Source organism: Baekduia alba, from assembly GCF_028416635.1.
Lineage (GTDB): Bacteria > Actinomycetota > Thermoleophilia > Solirubrobacterales > Solirubrobacteraceae > Baekduia > Baekduia alba.
This window is the reverse complement of record NZ_CP114013.1, coordinates 1,377,430-1,396,555: the sequence shown is the minus strand read 5'-3', so window position 1 is coordinate 1,396,555 and position 19,126 is coordinate 1,377,430. Positions and strand designations below refer to the sequence as shown.

Here is a 19,126-nt window from a genome sequence, read left to right as displayed (position 1 = left end):
GCTGACCCTCCGATGGTCTAGACCAGCACGCGGTGAGAGCCTCGTTCCATGCCCTCCCTCCGACCGCGTGGCTGGCGTCTCCCCGGCCGCCGCGCACCCTCCTCCCCCGTCCGGCCCGCCCCAGCCCTGCGCGAGATCGACCTCGCCGGCCACGAGGCGCTCGTCGACCAGCTGACCGGTCTCGCCAACCGCCGCGCGCTGCACCGCCGCCTCGAGGAGGCACTCGCCGAGCCGGACGCGCGCGCCGCGCTGCTGCTGCTCGACGTCGACGCGTTCAAGGACGTCAACGACACGCTCGGCCACGACGCCGGCGACCTCGTCCTGCGCCAGGTCGCCCGCCGCCTCGAGCACGTCGCGCTGGAAGCCGACCTGCTGGCCCGCGTCGGCGGCGACGAGTTCGCCGTCCTGCTCACCGGCGACGAGGCCGACGACGCCTCCGCCCTCGGCCGCCGTCTGCGCGGCCTGCTCGAGGCGCCGCTGGAGGTCGAGGGCCTCGGCCTGCGCCTCGGCAGCAACATCGGGATCGCGCTCGCCCCGCGGCACGCCAACGACGCGACGGGCCTGGCGCGGCGCGCCGACGTCGCGATGCACCTGGCCAAGACGCACCGCACGAGCATCGAGGTCTACTCGCCGGAGCGCGACCGCCACTCCCCCGCGCGCCTGGCGCTGACCGCTGAGCTGCACGGCGCGATCGAGGCCGGCCAGCTCGAAGTGCATTACCAGCCGCAGGCCGACGTGCGCACCGGCGCCGTCCGCGGCGTCGAGGCGCTCGTGCGCTGGCGCCATCCCGAGCACGGCCTGATGCCGCCGGCCGCGTTCATGCCGCTCGCCGAGCGCGCCGGGATCATGGGCCCGCTCGCGCTGCTCGTGCTCGAGCAGGCGGTCGTCCGCTGCGCGCGGTGGCGCGCCGCCGGCCACGACTTCACGATCGCCGTGAACCTGTCGGTCACCAACCTGATGGACCCGGACCTGCCCGCCGAGATCGCGGCGCTGCTGAGCGAGGCGGGGCTGGCGCCGCGTCACCTGGAGCTGGAGATCACCGAGGACGTCGTGATGGCCGATGCCGTCGGCCCGATCGGCGTGCTGCACGAGCTCAAGGAGCTCGGCGTCCGCCTCTCGCTCGACGACTTCGGGACCGGCTACTCGTCGATGGCCTACCTGAAGCACCTGGCCGTCGACGCGCTGAAGATCGACCGGTCCTTCGTGCGCGACATGGCCGACTCCCACGAGGACGCCGCGATCGTGCGCTCGATCGTCGCGCTGGCGCACGCGCTCGACCTCGAGGTCGTCGCCGAGGGCGTCGCGACCCAGCGCGCGTGGTTCGCGGCGCGGGACGCCGGGTGCGACGTCGCGCAGGGGTTCCACCTCGGCCGGCCGATGGCGGCCGAGGGGTTCGACGCGTGGCTGGACGAGCACGTGGATCGGGCGGTGTTGTAGGGGGACGGCGGCTCGCGCTGGCATTGGTTGGTCACCAGTGCGGTGCGCTGGTGGTGGTGCGGGGCGTGGTGCGTCCGTCATCAAGGGCGTGAAGGCGTTGGGGCGGCGCGACCGGGGTCGGTGTGGCTCGTCGACGGTCGTGCTTCGGGGCGGGCGGTTCGGGGCTGAATCGTCGACCTTCCCGGCGATTCGGGCCCGAAGCGCGCTCGCTCGCGTCAAGTCCGCCTATACCGCGGACTTCACGCGATCCATCGCGAACGACCCGGCGGTTCGGCCCCGAACCCGCCCCCCGCGCTGCCACGAGGACGAGCCACACCGACCACAAGGAGCGCCGCCACCACACTCGCACGCCGTTGATGACGAACGAACGACGCACCGCAGCACCCCACGCAAACGCACTGGTGACCAACCAACGCCAACGCCGCACCGCCCTACCCCGCCGGCACCCTCAGCGTCCCCACCACCGCCCGGTGATCGCTTCCCGCCACCGCGTGCACCGCGAACCCCTCCACCCGCACCCGCGGGTCTACGAGCACGTGGTCGATGGCGATCTCCGGCGGGAAGTGGCGGCCCGCCGGCCACGTCGTCGCGTAGCCCTCGCCCACGGCGTCGGCGGCGTCGACGTAGCCGTCGTCGCCGCTCAGGAGCCGCCGCAGCTTGGCGTGGTCGAGCGTCGCGTTGAAGTCACCGGCGTACACGCGCAAGGTGTTGGCCTCGGTCGCGGCCTTGGGCAGCGCGTCGAGGATGGCGGCCCACTGCGGGCGCCACGCGCTGGTGATCGGCGGCAGCGGGTGGATGACCTGGAGGTCGATCGGCCGTGCGCCGGCGACCGTGATCAGCCCGCGCGGCTCGCCCTGTGTCGGATGCGGGTTGACCGGCGGCAGCGGCCGCATCGGCCAGCGCGTGAACAGCCCGGAGCCCGACCCACCGCCCCGGGCGGGGTCGAACTGGCGGTGGGGCAGCGCCCGGGCCAGGCCGGCGCGATCCAGGCGCGCGAGCTCGTCGGCGGTCAGCTCCTCGAGCGTGAGCACGTCGACGTGCTCACGGACGACGAGGTCGACGACGGCGCGCGCGTCGCCGCGGCCGACGAACAGGTTCGAGGCCATCACCTTGACCGTGACGCCGTCGCGCACGGCCGGCTGCGAGTCGGTGAGCGCGCGCGGGACCAGGGCGAGCGCGAACAGCGCCGTCACCGTGGCCGCCGCCGCGACCGCCGTCCAGCGCCGCAGGCCCAAGGCCACCACCAGCGGCAACAACGACAACAACCCCATGTACGGGGTGAACGTCATCCACGCGACGAGCGGCCCCCGCTCCCACCCGAACGTCCGGACGACCGCCCACGCCGCCCACGGCGCCAGCAGCACGAACGGCCCCCAATGACCGAGGGCCCGCGATCGGCGCGGGCCCTCGAAGGTGCTTGGCGTAGGGGACGTGTCGTCCGCTAGCGGCGCGGCAGGAACTCCGGCACGTCGAGGTCGGAGACGACGCCGCTGCCGCCACCGCGGCTGGCGGTGATGCGCTCGCGCTGCGGCGCGCTCTCACGCGACGACGGCGTGCGGCGCTCGACGCGCGGCTCGCCGGCCGGCTCCTCGACGGGCTCGCGACGGCGGCGGGGCGCGTCGCCGTAGCGCGTGGCCACGACCGTCACCCAGACCTGGTCCTCGAGCTTCTCGTCGACCATCGCGCCGAAGATGATGTTCGCGTCCGGATGGGCGGCGGCCGCGACGGCCTTGGCCGCCTCGTTGACCTCCCACAGCGACAGGTCGCGCCCGCCGGTGATCGACAGCAGGATCGACCGTGCGCCGTCCATGCTCGTCTCCAGCAGCGGCGACGAAACGGCCTGCTCGGCCGCCTCCAGCGCGCGCTTGTCCCCGACGCCCATGCCGATGCCCAGCAGGGCGGCGCCGGCCTCGGCCATGATCGTCCGCACGTCGGCGAAGTCGAGGTTGATGATGCCCGGGAGCGTCACCAGGTCCGACACACCCTGCACGCCCTGGCGCAGGACGTCGTCAGCGACGCGGAACGCGTCGACCATCGACGTGTGCTTGTCCAGCACGCTGAGCAGGCGGTTGTTCGGCACGACGATGAGCGTGTCGACCTCGGCGTGCAGCGCCTCGATGCCGACCGTCGCCTGCTGCGCGCGGCGGGAGCCCTCGAAGCCGAACGGCTTCGTGACGATGCCGACGGTCAGCGCGCCGATCTCGCGGGCGATGCGCGCGACGATCGGCGCCGCGCCCGTGCCCGTGCCGCCGCCGGAGCCGGCGGCGATGAACACCATGTCGCTGCCCTTCATGAGCGACTTGATGCGGTCGTACTCCTCCATCGCGGCCTGGCGACCCAGGTCCGGGTTGGAGCCGGCGCCGAGGCCGCGGGTGACCTGCGGGCCGATGTGCAGCGTGATGTCCGCGGTGGACTGCTGCAGCGACTGCAGGTCGGTGTTGATGGCCAGGAACTCGACGCCCTGGACCTCCGCCTCGACCATGCGGTTGACCGCGTTGACGCCGGCGCCGCCGACGCCGACGACGCGGATCACCGGCGAGCCGGCGACCTTCGCGCCCCACGGCGACTCGTCGAACGACGAGGCGGAGCGGGCGTACGGGTCGTGCGCAGGGGCGGGCGCCGACGCCTGCGGGGCGGGCGCCGCCGGGGCCGGAGCGGGCTCCGGCTCGGCTGCGCGCTCCGGCGCGGGCGGGGCCAGGATGTCGTCCGGCAACTCGCTGCTGAACGCGTTGCGCAGGCGCTCCTGCGCCGACGGGCGCGGCGCGTCGGCGTTGAGCGACGGGTGCGGGTAGCCGGTCTCGCGCGGATGCGGCGGCGGCTCGGCGGCCGGGCCGGAGTCGATCAGCGGATCGGGCTCGCGACGGCGGGCCGCGGCGGGCGTCGCCGGCGGGATCGCCGCGGTGTCGGCCGGCACCGGGGGCTGCGGCGCCTCGGCGCGCGGAGCCTCGGGGACGGGCGGAGCCGGCGGCGGCGCGGGCGCCGCGGCCCGCGGCTGCGCAGGGGCCTCCGGCGCGCCGGCGTCCGGCGTCGTCTTCTCGGCGCCCTCTTCGGGCGCGTCTTCGTCGGTGCGACGGAAGAGCGCCGCCAGGGGGCCCTCCCGCATGCTCGCGCGCTTACCGCTTGCCATTGGCGAGAACCTCCGTCGCGAGATCGCGATAGGACTGGGCGGCCATCCCGTCTGGATCGTACTTCAGCACCGACATGCCCTTCACGGGCGCCTCCGCGAAACGGATCGTCTTCTTGATCCGCGACGCGAACACTCGGTCGCCGAAGTTCTCCTCCAGGATCTCGATGGCCTCCTTGGCATGAACCGTGCGGGTGTCCATCAACGTGGGCAGGATCCCCTCGATCTGGACGTCCGGGTTCAGGTTCTCCCGGATCATCTGGAGGGTGTTCTGCAGCTGGATCAGGCCCCGCATGGACAGATACTCGCACTGCACGGGGACGATCACCTTGTCGGCCGCCGTCAGGGCGTTGATCGTGAGCAGCCCGAGGCTCGGCGGGGTGTCGATGCAGACGAAGTCGTAGTCGTCCTCGACCACCTTCAACGCCTTCTCGAGCGAGCGCTCGCGGCCGATCTGCGCGGACATCGCGATCTCGGCGCCGGCGAGGTCGATCGAGGCGCACGCGATGTCGATCTCGCGCTTGCGGATGACGTCACGGATCGGGTGATGGTGAACGAGCACGTCGTACATCGAGTTCTCGACCGTGTCCGGGTCGATCCCCTGGGACATGGTCAGGTTGCCCTGAGGGTCCATGTCGATGCACAGCACGCGGTTGCCTCGTTCGGCGAACGCGACGGCGAGGTTGAGGGTCGTCGTCGTCTTGGCGACGCCGCCCTTCTGGTTGGCGAAGGCGATGACCTTCATCGGGATGCTGTCTCCCTCTTCACGGAAGGCTCCGTCGTGGTCGGTTCGGGACCCATCGCGAGCGGTATTCGGACCGGGGTTGCCGATTCCTCCCGGACGCATGCGCAGCATCGCCCGCCAGAAGCCTCGCCTCCTACCCCGACTCGGGCAAGGTCTGCTTGTGCGGCGTCGGCGTCATCGGCCGCCTGGAGCCCGTCGACTCCTGGGACGGCGAGGAGGAGGTCTACACGCGGACGTCGATGGTCCTGCCCGGGGTCGCGGCGGTCGACGACCCGGGAGAGCGGTCCTCGGCCGGCTGCGACTTGGCCACCGGGGCATTGGCCGGCGGTGCGTCGTCGGAGCGCTCGAGCGCCTCGAGGAACTCACCGTCGACGAACGGCCGGGGCGGCTTGGCGAAGGTCCGCTGAAGCAGGACTTCGGCCAGCGTCGGTGCTCCATGCGGGAAGCCGGGCGAAAGTGACATGGTCAAAGCGCCATCGGCCTTTCGGCACCGAGCGCCAGTTCTGCACCGTGTTCTGGACAGGTGATCGACGCCGATAGGGTCTTGCGTCTGCTCATGCAGGCGCTCCTCGACAAGCCACTGCTCGTCGTGACCGGGAAGGGCGGCGTCGGGAAGTCGACCGTGGCGGCCGCCCTGGGCATGGCCGCGGCCGCGCGCGGCCGGCGCACGATCGTCGCCGAGGTCGCGGCGCGCGACGACATCTCGCGCGCGCTGGCGGGCGCCGAGGGCGCGGTGCCGACGTTCGTGGAGCGCGACCTCGGCGAGGGGCTGCACCACATCTCGATCGACCCGGAGTCGGCGCTGGAGGAGTACGTCAAGGACCAGCTGCCGCGCGGCGTCTCCGACCTCCTGGCCTCGTCGCGCCTGTTCGCCTACCTCGTGGCCGCGACGCCGGGGCTGCGGGAGCTGCTGACGGTCGGCAAGGTCTGGGAGCTCGCGCAGCCCGATCGCCGGACGCCGGGCGCGCATCCGTACGACCTCGTGATCCTCGACGCGCCGGCGACCGGACACGGTGTTGCCGTGCTGACCGCCCCGGGGACCTTCGCCACCGCCGCCCGGATGGGACCCGTCGCGCGCCAAGGCGGCAAGATCCACCAGATGCTCGCCGACCCGGAGCAGACCGCGATCGTGGCCGTCGCGACGGCCGAGGAGATGCCGGTCAACGAGACGCTGACGCTGCGCGCCGCGCTGCGCGACGAGCTGGGCCAGGACTTCGCCGCCGCGGTCGTCAACGGCGTGCTGCCGGCGCGCTTCCGCGGCGCGGAGGCGGCGGCGCTGGAGACGGCGGCGGCGAGTCGGAGCGGGGTCGGAGTCGGCGGGGCGCGCGCGGTCCGCGCCGCGCGCGCCGAGGTCGCGCGAGCCAAGGCCCACCGCGCGCAGGTCGCCCGGCTGCGGCGCGGGCTCGGCCGCGGCATCGAGGTCCGGACGCTCCCCTACCTCTTCGAGCACGACGGCCTCGCGGCCGACGAGCTCGCGCGCCTCGGCGAGGAGCTGGTGCGATGAGCGACCTCGTCGAGCGCCTCGCCGGCAAGCGCGTCGTCGTGTGCGCGGGCTCGGGCGGCGTCGGGAAGACGACGACGTCCGCGGCGATCGCCATGGGCCTCGCGGCGCGCGGCGAGCGCGTATGCGTCGTGACGATCGACCCGGCCCGGCGGCTGGCCGACGCGCTGGGCATCGAGCAGCTCGGCTCCGAGCCCCGGCGCGTCGATGACGAGCGCTTCGCCGGCCACGGCATCGTGATCGGCGAGGGCGGCGAGCTGTGGGCCATGATGCTCGACCCCAAGCGGACCTTCGACGAGCTGATCGCCAAGCTCGCGCCCGACGACAAGGCGCGCGACGACATCCTCGACAACCGGATCTACCGTGAGCTGTCCAGCGCGGTCGCGGGCTCGCAGGAGTTCACGGCCGTGGCCAAGTTGTATGACCTGGACCGGTCCGGGCAGTTCGACGTGATCGTGCTCGACACGCCGCCGTCGCGCAACGCGCTGGACTTCCTCGACGCGCCGGACCGGCTGACCGGCTTCCTGGAGGGCCGCGCGCTGCGGCTGTTCCTCGCCCCGTCGGGGCTGGCCGCGAAGGTCGTCGGCCGCGGCACGGGCGTGGTCTTCGGCGTGCTGCGGCGCGTGACTGGCGTCGACCTGATGGACGACCTGAGCGTGTTCTTCGGCGCCCTGAGCGGCGTGCTCGACGGCTTCCGCGAGCGCGCGGCCGGCGTCAAGGCGCTGCTGGCCGACGACGCGACGACGTTCCTGATCGTCACGTCGCCCGAGCGCGAGCCGGTCGAGGAGGCGATCTTCTTCCGCGGCAAGCTGCGCGAGGCCGCGATGCCGTTCGGCGGGCTGGTCGTCAACCGCCTGCATCCGCTGGCCGCCGACGACCACGACGTCAGCGCGGAGGACGTCGCGGCCGAGCTCGGCGGCGACGCCGCGCTCGCGCGCAAGGTCGTCCGGACGCTGGACGAGTTCCGCGTGCTCGCCCGCCGCGACGCCGGCGCGCTCGTGCGGCTCAAGCGCGAGGTGGGCGACGACGACCCGATCGTCGTCCCCCACCTCGATGGCGACGTGCACGACGTCGACGGCCTGGTCCTGGTCCACCGGCACCTGTTCGCCGCGGGCGCCGAGCGCGAGGAACTGCTGAGCGAGGCGGCGTTTTGAGCGCCCGCGACGCGTTCCGCTGGCCGCCGCTGGCGCTGATCTCGTGGCCGTTCGAGTTCGGGACGCCGGACCTCGGCATGGGCATAGGCGCCTCGCTGCTGGCCGGCGACAAGGAGCTGCACGACGACCTGGCGGCCGCCGGCTGGACGCCCACGCTGGAGCGCATCCCGGCCGCCGACCCGTCCGGCGGCGAGGTCACCAGGATCTTCGACCTCCTGCGCGCGCACGCCGGCGCGGTCCGCGCCGCGGTGCGCCGCGGCGCGTTCCCGCTGGTCCTGTCGGGCGGCTGCATCAGCGCCGCGGCGACGGTCGCGGGCGCCGCGGTCGACGGGCAGGCGACCGGCGCCGTGTGGTTCGACGCGCACGCCGACCTCGACACGCCCGAGGACAACCTGTCGGGCTCGATGGACGTCCAGGCGCTCTCGATCCTCACCGGCAGCGCGTGGCAGGCGGCCGCCCGCGCGATCCCGTGGTTCGCGCCGGTGCGCGAGGAGGACGTGCTCGCCGTCGGCGTCCGCGACCTCGCCGACCACCAACGCCTACGCCTCGAGCGCAGCGCCATCCGGACGTTCGACGCCGCGGCGCTCGCCACCCTGCCCACGCGGGTCTACCTGCACGTCGACCTCGACGTCCTCGGCACCGAGATCGGCGTCGCCAACCGCTACGCGTGCGCCGGCGGCCCGTCGCTGGACGGGGTGCTCGCGACGATCGACGCGACCTTCGACCACGCCACGGTGATCGCCGCGGCCCTCACCGCCTACGAGCCGCGCAGCGACCGCTCCGGGGCGATCCGCGCCGCCGCGCACGCCATCGCGACGCTCATCGCCAAGCGCGCGCTCGAGCAGCGCTAGACGATCGTCCGCTGGCGCGCGTCCTCTTCGGCGAGCATCTCGTCGGCGACCGCGCGCAGGTCGGAGTCCAGGTGGCCGCACAGCACGTCGCGCAGGAGCGCGCGCAGCCAGCCGGTCAGCTCCTCGACGAGATCCTCCAGCGCCGCGTCCTCCGGCGCGACGCCGGCGACCACGGAGCGCTCGAGCGCCACGAGGTGCGCGATGCGCTCGGTCACCGTCGCGCGCGACTCCGGCAGCGCGCAGATCGCCGCGACGCGGCCCGCAAGCCTCCCAGTCTGCGGACCCTCCGGCTCCAGCAGCGCGCGCAGCGCGAGCAGGATGTCGGTCAACGCCTCGGACGGGCGGGCGCGATCGGTCGCCAGCTCGAAGCGACCCAATGCCCATGCCAACTCGCCGGAGCGCGGGGTGCGCCGGCCGATGAGCGACAGGAACGCGCGCAGCTCGTCCTCCTGCTGCGCCGGCACGACGCAGACGCCGCGCGGGCGCGCGCCGCCGCTGATCGCGAACGGCTGCCAGGCGCCGCCGCCCGTCCGGGTCCAGGCGGTGCGGGCGAGCACGAAGCCGGTCGCGTCGTAGAGCCGCAGCCCGGTCAACAGCCGGCGCAGGCGGACCTGCGCGTGGCGCAGCGGCGCCTCGTCACCCGGCGCGGCCTCCCAGGTCAGCCGGGCGAGCACCACCTGATGGCCGTCCTCGCGCTCGCGGCGGGCGTCGGCGGGCGCGTCGTCGCACGCGTCGGCGCGCACCAGCGACAGGCCCTCGCCGAGCGGGATCTCCGGCGAGCTCAGCGCCAGGCCCATGATCGGCGCGACGACCTCGGTCAGCGCGCGGCCTTCCATGACCATGCCCTCGAGCTCGTCGTAGGCACGGGCCATCCGCTCGGGCGCCAGCTCGAAGTCGCCGCTGTCCTCGAAGACGCGCGTCAGGAAGTGGCGCAGCGCCTGCTCGGCGCGCGCCCGCGGCTGGGCCGGGAAGTTGGCCTCGCCGCGCGCGACGAGGTAGGTGTCCAGCCCGCCGCACGCCGCCAGCGCGTGGACGGCCGGGGCGAACGACGCGAGCCGCCCGAGGATCGACAGGCGCTCGTCGATGAAGCTCGCGGTCAGCGGGCGGTAGCAGTACAGCGGGGCCTCGCGGCGGCTGCCGCCGAGCTCGACGACCTCGAACGGGATCTCGGCGCCGTCGGCGGCGTCGGACGCGAGTTGGAAGGCGGCCTCCTCGGCGAAGGCCGCGAGCGCCGCGTGCAGCGTGCGGTTGCGCATGCCGGGTCGGTTCGTCTCCGCACCCCGCTTTCCCTCTTCCGCGCACGATCCGTTGCAAGCCATCCGCCCGCTTTGCAGCGCACTTGGAGCTTTGTGGTGGCGAGCCCGTGCATGGCCGCGCCCAAGTGAGGAACGCGCAGGGGCCGCGCCGAACACCGGTCCAAGCCGATGTCCCGTCGCTCCGCTGTCGCGTTCCTCCTCGCCACGCTCTTCGTGGTGCTTCCGGCACGCGCCGGCGCGTCCAGCCCGACGGGCGGCACCACCTACACGAGCTCTCCACACGGCGGCACCGCGGCACAGGCGCAGGCGTCCCAAGGGACGTCTGCGCCGACCGCGACCGCGCCGGCGAGCACCACCGTCCCGGGCACGACGACCACGCCGCTGCCAGCCGCGACCGTCGGCCCCGACGGCCAGGCCGTCGCCCCCGCCGGCGCGCCGCCGCAGGTCGCGACGCTCATCGCCGCCGGCAACCAGATCGCCTCGTTGCCCTACAAGTACGGCGGCGGCCACAAGGACTTCGCCGACACCGCCTACGACTGCTCGGGCTCCGTGTCCTTCGCGCTGCACGGGGCGGCGCTGCTGGACACGACGCTCGACTCCACCGGCCTGAGCCTGTGGGGCCGCACCGGCGCCGGCCGCTGGATCTCGGTGTACGCCAACAAGACGCACGCGTACCTGATCGTCGCGGGGCTCCGGTTCGACACGAGCGGCCAGCGGATCGCGAACACGCGCTGGCAGGCGGCAGCGCGGTCGAGCCGCGGGTTCCGGGTGCGGCACCCGGCGGGGCTGTAGCGCCGGCCTTCGTGGCGCCCAGTGCGCGGCGCCCTTGGCGCTGCGCGGCGTGGTTCGTCTGTCATCAAGGGCGTGGAGGCGTTGGGGGCGGCGCGACCGCTGTCGGTGTGGCTCGTCTTTTGGTCGTGCTCCGGGCGGACGGCTCGGGGCCGAACGGACAGGTTCAGGGGGCAATTCGGGGCCGAACCTTGGATCCATGTCGCCTGATGCCCCCATACGGGACACCAGACGACACAGACCGAGACGAACCCACGCTTCGGCCCCGAACCGCCCGCCTCGCGCTGCCACCAGGACGAGCCACGCCGCGCAGCGCCCCGCGCGAACGCGCTGCAGACCAACCTCGCCCGCGCTAAGCCGCCGTCCCGCCCGACGACCCCGTCTTCACCGAGGACGCCTTCCGCACCGCCCGCACGTACAGCGCCGCGGCCGCCGCCTTCGCGGTCCCGCTCCCCGTCCGCGGCGTGAGCCGGTACAGCCCCGGGTGCTTCAGCGCGACGGAGCTCTTGAACTGCGTCCGGCGTGGCTTGACCGTCGTCGTGCCGACCTTGCGCCACTTGCCGTCGCTGCCCTGCTTCTCGATCGTCACGACGACCGGTGCGAGCGGTCGGACGATGCCGGACACCGGGACCGAGCGGCCGGCCTTGACGCGGGTCGTCTTCGCCTTGGCCGTCAGCAGCGGCGTGCAGCCGACCTGGACGCCGTCGGTCGCCGAGGCCGCCGCGCCCGTCACCGCCGCGCGCGCCCGGACCTTGCCGGCGGCGCGCCAGGCGATGCTCGCGCTCCAGGCGCCGTCGTCGCCGGACGGCACGCGCGCGAGCGTGACCCAGCCGCTCCTGCCCTGCTTCTGGACCAGGACGCGCTGACCGGCGATCGCGCTGCCGTCGCCGCGGCGCAAGGTCCCGCTGACGACCAGCGCGTCGCCGTAGACCACCGACTGGGCGGGTGCGGACATGTCGAGCGCGACGCTCGCGACCGGGATCGCCGGCGCGATCCCCTGGGCGCGGCGCCGCAGGTCCGGCAGCTGCGCGTACAGCGCGTTGCCCGGGCACTCGGTCGCGTCGCCGTCGCGGTGGCCGCAGATCCGCTCCAGCGTCACCGGCGTGCCCGACTTGTAGCGGTTGAGCTCGCCGCCGCCGCTGGTCAGGACGATCTGGCCCGTGACGGGCGCGCCGTGCAGCGGCAGCTTCCACGCGATGAGCTTGGCCATCGCGTCCAGCGCGGCGTCGGTCTGCCCGACGTCGGTGAACGTCCCGATGTTCGCGATGCCGGTCGAGTGCGAGTTGTAGCCCTGCGCCTGCGCGCCGATGACCGCCTGGTCGATCCCGCCCGCGCGCCCCTCGAAGACCTGGCCGTACTTGTCGACGACGAAGTTGTAGCCCAAGTCGTTCCACCCGTTGGTGTCGCGGTGGTACTTGGCCATCGACAGCACGATCCCGGCGGAGTCCTCGGGCGCGTAGTCGTTGGCCGACACCGTGTGGTGGACGAACGCGACCTGCACGTCGCCGTAGCTCGGGTCGGCGCGCGGTGGGACGGCGTCGCCGCCCCACGCGGCGCGCGGGATGACCGTCGGCGGGGCGCCGGCCTGCGCGGCATGCGCCCGGACCGGTCGCACGAGGCGCCGCGCGCTCGCCGGCACCGCGACGAAGCGCACCTCGAGCGCCCGCGACGGCCGGCGCCCGGCGCGCAGCTGCAGCTCGTCGGCGCCGCCCGCCCAGACGGGATCGGACGCGTGCGCGCCGGTCCCCGTGTCCGGCCGGTGGTGGTGCCCGGCGCCCAGCGGCACCCACGGCGACCACGTGCCGTGCCGCGCGCGCACCCGGACCTCCAGGCCCAGGCCGCCGCGGTCGGCGCCCAGCACGCCGAGCAGGTCGAAGCGCGCCGGCGCCTGCAGCACGCCCGTCGTGCGGGCGCGGCCCGCGAAGGCGTCGCGCCCCACGCGCAGGCCGAAGCCGCGCACGGACGACCGAGCGCCGCGGGCCCATGCGGGGACCGCGGACGTGACGACGGAGGACAGGCCGGCGGCAGCACCCAGCGCGAGGGCACGCCGCCGGGTGAGCGGCGGGGCGTCCACCAGGCCCAGGCTACCCGGGGCCTCCCGCGCCGCAAGGCGTGCACGCTTCCATGCCATCGGAAGTCCGGAACCCGAGCGGCGGTGCGGGGTTGCGACGACGACCGCAAGTTCCGGGACGCACCGCCGTTGGAGCCTTCGACCTTCCCGAGACAGGACGTAGGGGTACGCCTGGTTGGACGAGGCGACGGCGGCGGGTCGGGAGCCCGTCGCCCGCCCTCCGCGCTAGACCGCGACCGGCTCGACCTGCGCCGGCTCGTGCTGCGCCGGCTCGTGCTGCGCCGGCTCGGACGCGCACTCGGCGCCCAGCCACGTCGAGCCGTAGGACCGCATGTCCTCGATGATCGGCAGCAGCGCGACGCCCTTCGGCGTCAGCGAGTACTCGACCCGCGGCGGGACCTCGCCGAACGTGTGCCGCTCGACGATGCCCTCCTCCTCCAGCGCGCGGAGGCGTAGCGAGAGGGTCCGCGGCGAGATGCCGCTCAGCGACCTCTCGAGCTCGCAGAAGCGGGAGTGGCCCTCTGCGAGATCGCGGATCAGCAAGAGGGTCCACTTCCCGCAGATGATGTCCGCCGTCTGGCAGACAGGACACGTGGGATCTACGGGCATTCGCCCATGACTATACCGACTGAAGCGCCTCTCCCTGCTGGGCTCAGCCGCCCAGCAGGTTGCCCAAGCCGCCGCCGCTGCCGTTCGTCGGACCCGCCGAGACGCGGCCCTCGGACGGCTGCACGAGCACCCAGCCGGTGCCCTGGAACGCCATCTGCACGCTCTCGCCCGACGACTTGCCGATCAGGTTCTTCATCTTGAAGTCGGTCCGCAGCGCGGTCGTCACGCCCTCCGACCAGGTGATCGCGGCCTGCGCGTCGGCGTAGGTCGCCGCGCTGGCGACGTTGAGCAGGACGGGCGGGCCGTCGGACAGGATCGCGACCCAGCCGGTGCCCTTCAGCGACGTGTTGTAAAGGCCGCCGCCCATCATCGAGCTGGCGCCCTGGACGCGCTCGATGTCCCAGTCGATGTCCGCGTCGAAAGCGAGCAGGTTGGGGCCGTTGACCGTGATCTTCTCGCCCTCGATGTAGACGAGGTGGACGTCCTGGGCCTGGTCGGCCAGGAAGACCTCGCCGGTGCCCGAGATCTTCATCAGGTCCTGGCCCTCGCCGGTGACGGCCTTCTTGAGCATGCGGCTCATGCCGCCGGAGCCGGCGTGCTCGAAGCTCGCGTCGCCCTGGTAGGCGACCATCGAGCCGATCTTGGCCTGGATGGTGTTGCCGGTGAGCGAGACCTTCAGCAGCTTCGAGTTCTGAAGCGTGAAGGAGTCGGTCGACTGCGTCTCGTTGTACTGCGCCAGTGTCGTCTGCATGTCGACATCCACCCTCCCGGACCGTCGCCGGACCGGCAAGGCGGATAGCCGTACGCCGACCCTTAGGGGTCGATCACTTGCCTAGCGCAGCGCCGAGCCGTGCTGCGGCGTGTCGCGCTGGTCCTCGGCCTGGGTGAGGTCGTCCATCGTCGTGCCCTTGCGGCCGTCGGCGGCGACGAGCAGCTTGAAGTCGTGCGGCGAGGACGCGAACTGCATCGCCTCGTCCATCGAGATCCGGCCGGCCTTCAGGTGATGGAACAACGCCTGGTCGAAGGTCTGCATCCCGTAGTAGCCGCCGTCGGCGATGACCTCGGGGAGCTTGCCGGTCTGCTGCGGGTCCATGATCATGTCCTTGACCCGGCCGGTCATGCGCAGCACCTCGCACACGGCGACGCGGCCCTTGCCGTCGGACGTCGGGACCAGGCGCTGGGAGACCGCGCCCTTCAGCGTGCCGGCGATCATCGCGCGCACCTGGTTGTGCATGTGCGGCGGGAAGAACTCGATCAGGCGGTTGACGGTCTCGGCGGCGTCCACGGTGTGGACGGTGGAGAAGACGAGGTGGCCGGTCTCCGCCGCGCTCAGCGCGGTCTGGACCGTCTCCTCGTCGCGCATCTCGCCGATGAGGATCACGTCCGGGTCCTGGCGCAGGACGCGGCGCAGGGCGGACTTGAAGTTCTGGGTGTCCATGCCGATCTCGCGCTGGTTGATCACCGAGCGCTTGTCGACGTGCAGGAACTCGATCGGGTCCTCGATCGTCACGACGTGCCGCGCCCGGGTCGAGTTGATGTGGTCGATCATCGACGCGAGCGTCGTCGACTTGCCCGAGCCGGTCGTGCCGGTGAGCAGGACGATGCCGCGCTCCTCCTCGGCCAGCTCGCGGATGACCGGCGGGAGGTCGAGCTCCTCGATCGTCTTGATGCCGTACGGAATCGCGCGCATGACCAGCGAGACCGAGCCGCGCTGGCGGAACGCGTTGACGCGGAAGCGGGCCAGGCCGGCGACGGCGTAGGCGAAGTCGACCTCGCCGTCGCTGTCGAACTCGGCGAGCTTGACGGAGTCGTCGCCGAGCATCATGCGGACGGCGCCGTCGGTGTCCTCCGCGGCGAGCGGCTCCGCGCCGGGGATCGGGACGAGATCGCCGTCGACGCGGCAGAGCGGCTGCGACGGGACCTTGAGGTGCAGGTCGGAGCCGTGCAGCTCGATGAGCTTGCTCAGGGCACGGTGAAGATCGAAGGACACGTCCGTGTGATCGGACGCGCCGCGGTCGGGTGTAGCGCTGCAACGCGTCTGGTGGACGAAACGCGGAGCGAACGCAGAAGGCCGCCGGAGCGGGCCTTCCAAAGGCGGTGCGGGTTTCGCCCCCTGGGCGAACACGCGCGACCTGATCGCGGCCCTCTGGGCCGTGTATCAGGCCACGTCCCGCAGCTTCTGGGCCTCCGCGAGGGACTGCAGCTTCTTCAGCGACTGGTTCTCGATCTGGCGGATGCGCTCGCGCGTCACGTTGAACGTGCGGCCCACCTCGTCCAGCGTGCGGGGGTGCTCCCCCCCGAGGCCGTAGCGGAGCTCGAGGACGCGGCGCTCGCGGTAGGAGAGGTTCTCCAGCGCCTCGCGCAGCGCTTCCTTGGTCAGGATCTCGGCGGCGCGCTCGTAGGGCGACTCGGCGCGCTCGTCGGCGATGAACTGGCCGAACTCCGACTCCTCCTCGTCGCCGACCGGCTTCTCCAACGAGACCGGGGCCTGCGCGGAGCGCTTGATCGAGTCGACCTCTTCGGGGTCGATGCCGGTGACCTCGGCGATCTCCTCCGCGGTGGGCTCGCGGCCCAGCTCGGTGACCAGCTTGCGCTCGGCGCGGCCGATCTTGTTGAGCTTCTCGACGACGTGGACCGGGATGCGGATCGTCCGCGCCTTGTCGGCCAGGGCGCGCGCGATCGCCTGGCGGATCCACCAGGTCGCGTACGTGGAGAACTTGAAGCCCTTGCGGTAGTCGAACTTCTCCGCCGCGCGGACCAGGCCGAGCGTGCCCTCCTGGATCAGGTCCAGGAACGGCAGGCCCTGGTTGCGGTAGTTCTTGGCGATCGAGACGACCAGGCGCAGGTTGGACTCGACCATCTTCTGCTTGGCGTCGAGGTCGCCGCGCTCGATGCGCTTGGCGAGGTCGACCTCCTCCTGGGCCGTGAGCAGCCGGACCTTGCCGATGTCCTTCAGGAACAGCTGAAGGGAGTCGGTCGTCATGTCCGGGCGCAGGTCCAGCGCCTTCTGCGTCTTCCGGCGCGTGCGCTTGTCGGGCGCGCGCTCGACCTCGTTGGCGGCGGTCGACGCGGGGTCGATCTCCTCCACCAGCTCGATCTCGCTCTTCTCGAGGAAGCCGTGCAGGTCTTCGACGTCCGACTCGTCGAGATCCAGCTCCGAGACGGCGGTGGCGATCTCCGCGAACGTCAAGACGCCGGTCACCTGGCCACGCGCCAGGAGGCCCTTGATCTCCTCGAGTTCCTGAAGTTCAACTACTGACATCGACGTCCGTTCAAGTTCGCCGGCGAGGCGTGGCCGGCAGGGGGTTATCGGGGTACGGAGGACGGTTCGGAACGCAGCCGGGCGTCAGCAATGGCGACGCTACTGTCCGAGCGTAAGTTCCAGGGTAGTCGCTGTTCTCAGTCGCAGCAACGGTCTGTGACCGCCGTCACACTTCATGCGGACCTTCCGTCAGCCACTACGCCGACCGTCCTGGTTCGTTTCGTGGGTTCTCTGCTCAGACCATCGGCCCCGCGTGACGCGTTCTGGAGTCCCGGGACCCGCATCTCAAACGTACGCGGGGCATAGGATCTGGCGGTATGAGCCCCGCGGATCGCGACGTCCTCACGAGCCTGCCCAACGCGCGGCCGACGCGACGCAGCGCGAAGCGCCCGAGCCGCGACGCGGCGGCAGAGCCCGCGGCGGCGCCGGCGAAGGCCGCCGCGAAGCCGAAGGCGCCCGCCAAGCCCAAGGCGCCGGCCGCCAAGAAGGCGACCGCGAAGGCCAAGCCCAAGGCGAAGAACGCGCCCGCGCGCGCGAAGCCGGCGGTCAAGCCGGCCCCGGCGCCGAAGGCCGCCCCGCGCGCGGCCGCGCCGTCCTCCCCGCCCCCGCCGCCGTCGGGCTGGGCGTCGCCGAAGCCGGAGCGGCCGCAGGGCGACGGCGACCTGATCGGCACCGCGGTCCAGGCCGTCGGCGAGCTGGCCCAGATCGGCCTGACGTTCGGCGGCCAGGCCGTGCGGCAGGCGCTCTCGCGCCTGCCGCGCCCGTGAGACCGCTCGCCTGGTAGCGCTCGCGTCTCATTGCGCGAGCCCGCCAGGGGCTCCCTCGCGCGCGTCGACAGAGCCCCCGATGTGCGCTACTTCACGTGGTGCACGAGCTGGCCGGCCTTGTCGCGGACGGTGAGCTTGAGCGTGTTGCGGCTCGTGATCGGGCCGGGCCGGAAGGCGCGGTAGGCGACCACGATGCGGCGCGTGTCGAGGTTGAGCGGCAGGATCAGCGTGAGCCGCCCGTCGGGGCGCGTCTTCAGGCCGGTCTTGGTGAGCTTGCGCAGCTTGCCGCCGACCTCGTGGTAGATGTCCAGGCGCGCGCCGCCGACGGCCTTGTTGGCCTTCGTGCGGAGCGTGCCGCGGACCACGACGCGCTTGCCGTACTGGTTGCTGAACGCGCGCTGGTGGTTCTTGTCGAACCAGACGTTCAACCGGGCGTTCTTGCCGCTCGCGGGCGACGTGCTCGCGCCGCCGACGCCCGTGCCGGAGCCGGAGCTGCCCGGACCGCCGCCGGCGACCTCGCCGTTGGCCTTGGGCAGGACGACCGGGCCGTAGACCGGCGTCACGTTGCCGCCGGCGTCCTCGACGTCGACCTCGACCGCGTGCTCGGCGAGCGGAAGCTTGAGGACGTCGAAGTCGACGGCGCGCGTCGCGGTCGCCGGGCACGGCGCCGGCTGGCCGAACTCGTAGGCGTCGTCGTCGCTGGGGTTGGTGTCCGCGCACGCGCCGCCGACCGGATCGGCTGCCGCGACCTTGCCGTCGACGCGCACGACCGTGCGGTAGACGCCGCCGCCGACGTCGGCGGCGTTGTAGGTCAGGCGCACGCGGCCGGTCTTCTCGCCGTTGTCGGTCACGGTCTTGCCCGTCACCGTCGGCGCGGCCGGGTCCCGCAGCACGACCTGCGGGTCGGTGATCGTGGCGCTCGGCGGTTGGCCGTTGACCATCGTGCAGACGTTCGGGTCGTCCGCGCCGCAGCCGAACGAGAACAGCACGGAGGCCGCGTCGAGGCCGACCGCGTCGAGCGGGCCGGCGAGGTTGCCGGTGCACGTGTCGGTCGGGCCGGGCGCGCAGGCCTCGATGGTCTTGCCGTCCGCGCTCAAGGTGTAGGAGAACGTGCGGACCGACCCGACGGGCATGCCCTGCGTCGAGCGGCCGAGCGTGACGCGCGCGATCCGCGTGCCCGCGGGAGCGGTGAAGCGGTGGAACGCGAACGTGCCGCCGTCCCACGGTCCGGAGCCCACGAGCTGGGCGGTCAGGCCGCCGCCGGTCGAGCACGCGTCGGTCGCGGCAGCGCCGGTGTCGGCGTGCGCCTCCCAGCCGGCCGCGCACCCGCGCACGGTGTAGGTGTCGGCGCTCCCTGCCGGCACGGCGCTCAGCGCCAGAGTGGCCACGAGCGCGGCCACCATCCCTGCCCTCTTGATCATGGTTCTCCGGAAGTCGGTTTAAGTGATGAACCGCGCGGGCCGCATCGCCGACCCTCGCCAACGGCCCTGGTTCGGGCCGCGACCGGAGTTTCCTGCGAATGGCGGCTCGCCGAGCGGGCCTGACGTTGTTATGCTCCCG

17 protein-coding genes are annotated in these 19,126 nt (G+C 73.0%); 6 read left to right on the top strand and 11 right to left on the bottom strand.

The genetic code is table 11. The features are described 5' to 3' along the window. Positions 1-48: 48 nt before the first annotated feature. Entirely contained in the window at positions 49-1,437 is a 1,389-nt protein-coding gene (locus DSM104299_RS06835; RefSeq protein WP_272476544.1) for a putative bifunctional diguanylate cyclase/phosphodiesterase, read from the top strand. 431 nt (positions 1,438-1,868) lie between these two features. Here the strand turns inward: DSM104299_RS06835 and DSM104299_RS06830 are convergent, their stop codons facing one another. The 4 genes from DSM104299_RS06830 to DSM104299_RS06815 all read right to left on the bottom strand — a co-directional run bounded on the left by DSM104299_RS06830 (position 1,869) and on the right by DSM104299_RS06815 (position 5,769). Beyond that, positions 1,869-2,801: an endonuclease/exonuclease/phosphatase family protein gene (locus tag DSM104299_RS06830; RefSeq protein ID WP_272476543.1), complete on the bottom strand. Its 933-nt coding sequence runs from the start codon at positions 2,799-2,801 to the stop codon at positions 1,869-1,871. A gap of 77 nt (positions 2,802-2,878) precedes the next feature. Then, positions 2,879-4,540: a cell division protein FtsZ gene (ftsZ, locus tag DSM104299_RS06825; RefSeq protein ID WP_272476542.1), complete on the bottom strand. Its 1,662-nt coding sequence runs from the start codon at positions 4,538-4,540 to the stop codon at positions 2,879-2,881. Between the two features lie 10 nt (positions 4,541-4,550). Next, entirely contained in the window at positions 4,551-5,306 is a 756-nt protein-coding gene (locus tag DSM104299_RS06820; RefSeq protein WP_272476541.1) for a ParA family protein, read from the bottom strand. A gap of 223 nt (positions 5,307-5,529) precedes the next feature. Then, positions 5,530-5,769, bottom strand: coding sequence for a hypothetical protein (locus tag DSM104299_RS06815; protein WP_272476540.1), 240 nt, complete (start codon positions 5,767-5,769; stop codon positions 5,530-5,532). A 93-nt stretch (positions 5,770-5,862) separates the two neighbouring features. On the opposite strand from DSM104299_RS06815, the gene DSM104299_RS06810 reads away from it, so the two are divergent. Genes DSM104299_RS06810 through DSM104299_RS06800 form a run of 3 tightly spaced genes read left to right on the top strand, consistent with a single transcriptional unit; the run spans position 5,863 to position 8,812 of the window. Continuing rightward, a complete protein-coding gene (locus DSM104299_RS06810; RefSeq protein WP_272476539.1) occupies positions 5,863-6,810 on the top strand; it encodes an ArsA family ATPase in 948 nt (315 codons plus the stop codon). Further along, the gene (locus DSM104299_RS06805; protein ID WP_272476538.1) at positions 6,807-7,961 is read left to right on the top strand and encodes an ArsA family ATPase; all 1,155 of its coding nucleotides are present in this window, start codon (positions 6,807-6,809) and stop codon (positions 7,959-7,961) included. The genes DSM104299_RS06810 and DSM104299_RS06805 overlap by 4 nt, the downstream gene beginning before the upstream one ends. Then, entirely contained in the window at positions 7,958-8,812 is an 855-nt protein-coding gene (locus DSM104299_RS06800; protein WP_272476537.1) for an arginase family protein, read from the top strand. The genes DSM104299_RS06805 and DSM104299_RS06800 overlap by 4 nt, the downstream gene beginning before the upstream one ends. Here DSM104299_RS06800 and DSM104299_RS06795 read toward each other — a convergent pair. Next, positions 8,809-10,068 carry a hypothetical protein gene (locus DSM104299_RS06795; protein ID WP_272476536.1) on the bottom strand — a complete coding sequence of 420 codons (1,260 nt, stop codon included), beginning with the start codon at positions 10,066-10,068 and terminating at the stop codon, positions 8,809-8,811. The genes DSM104299_RS06800 and DSM104299_RS06795 overlap by 4 nt on opposite strands. A 168-nt stretch (positions 10,069-10,236) precedes the next feature. Between DSM104299_RS06795 and DSM104299_RS06790 the strand changes: the two genes are divergently transcribed. Beyond that, positions 10,237-10,860 (top strand): hypothetical protein, encoded by a 624-nt coding sequence (locus tag DSM104299_RS06790; protein ID WP_272476535.1) that lies wholly within the window; start codon positions 10,237-10,239, stop codon positions 10,858-10,860. Between the two features lie 349 nt (positions 10,861-11,209). On the opposite strand, the gene DSM104299_RS06785 is transcribed toward DSM104299_RS06790, so the two are convergent. The 5 genes from DSM104299_RS06785 to DSM104299_RS06765 all read right to left on the bottom strand — a co-directional run bounded on the left by DSM104299_RS06785 (position 11,210) and on the right by DSM104299_RS06765 (position 16,799). Beyond that, the gene (locus DSM104299_RS06785; protein WP_272476534.1) at positions 11,210-12,931 is read right to left on the bottom strand and encodes a peptidoglycan recognition protein family protein; all 1,722 of its coding nucleotides are present in this window, start codon (positions 12,929-12,931) and stop codon (positions 11,210-11,212) included. Between the two features lie 222 nt (positions 12,932-13,153). Next, positions 13,154-13,537, bottom strand: a complete 384-nt coding sequence (locus DSM104299_RS06780; RefSeq protein WP_272476533.1) for a winged helix-turn-helix transcriptional regulator — start codon at positions 13,535-13,537, stop codon at positions 13,154-13,156. A 43-nt stretch (positions 13,538-13,580) separates the two neighbouring features. Next, on the bottom strand, positions 13,581-14,288 hold the full coding sequence (locus tag DSM104299_RS06775) for an AIM24 family protein (protein ID WP_272476532.1): 708 nt from the start codon (positions 14,286-14,288) through the stop codon (positions 13,581-13,583). 81 nt (positions 14,289-14,369) lie between these two features. Continuing rightward, the gene (locus tag DSM104299_RS06770) at positions 14,370-15,527 is read right to left on the bottom strand and encodes a type IV pilus twitching motility protein PilT (protein WP_272476531.1); all 1,158 of its coding nucleotides are present in this window, start codon (positions 15,525-15,527) and stop codon (positions 14,370-14,372) included. A 168-nt stretch (positions 15,528-15,695) separates the two neighbouring features. After that, complete coding sequence (locus tag DSM104299_RS06765; RefSeq protein WP_272476530.1) at positions 15,696-16,799, bottom strand: sigma-70 family RNA polymerase sigma factor; 1,104 nt, start codon at positions 16,797-16,799, stop codon at positions 15,696-15,698. A 317-nt stretch (positions 16,800-17,116) separates the two neighbouring features. Here DSM104299_RS06765 and DSM104299_RS06760 point away from each other — a divergent pair, with 317 nt between their 5' ends. After that, the gene (locus DSM104299_RS06760; protein WP_272476529.1) at positions 17,117-17,566 is read left to right on the top strand and encodes a hypothetical protein; all 450 of its coding nucleotides are present in this window, start codon (positions 17,117-17,119) and stop codon (positions 17,564-17,566) included. A gap of 86 nt (positions 17,567-17,652) precedes the next feature. On the opposite strand, the gene DSM104299_RS06755 is transcribed toward DSM104299_RS06760, so the two are convergent. Beyond that, positions 17,653-18,987, bottom strand: coding sequence for a Rossmann-fold NAD(P)-binding domain-containing protein (locus DSM104299_RS06755; RefSeq protein WP_272476528.1), 1,335 nt, complete (start codon positions 18,985-18,987; stop codon positions 17,653-17,655). Between the last annotated feature and the right edge of the window lie 139 nt (positions 18,988-19,126).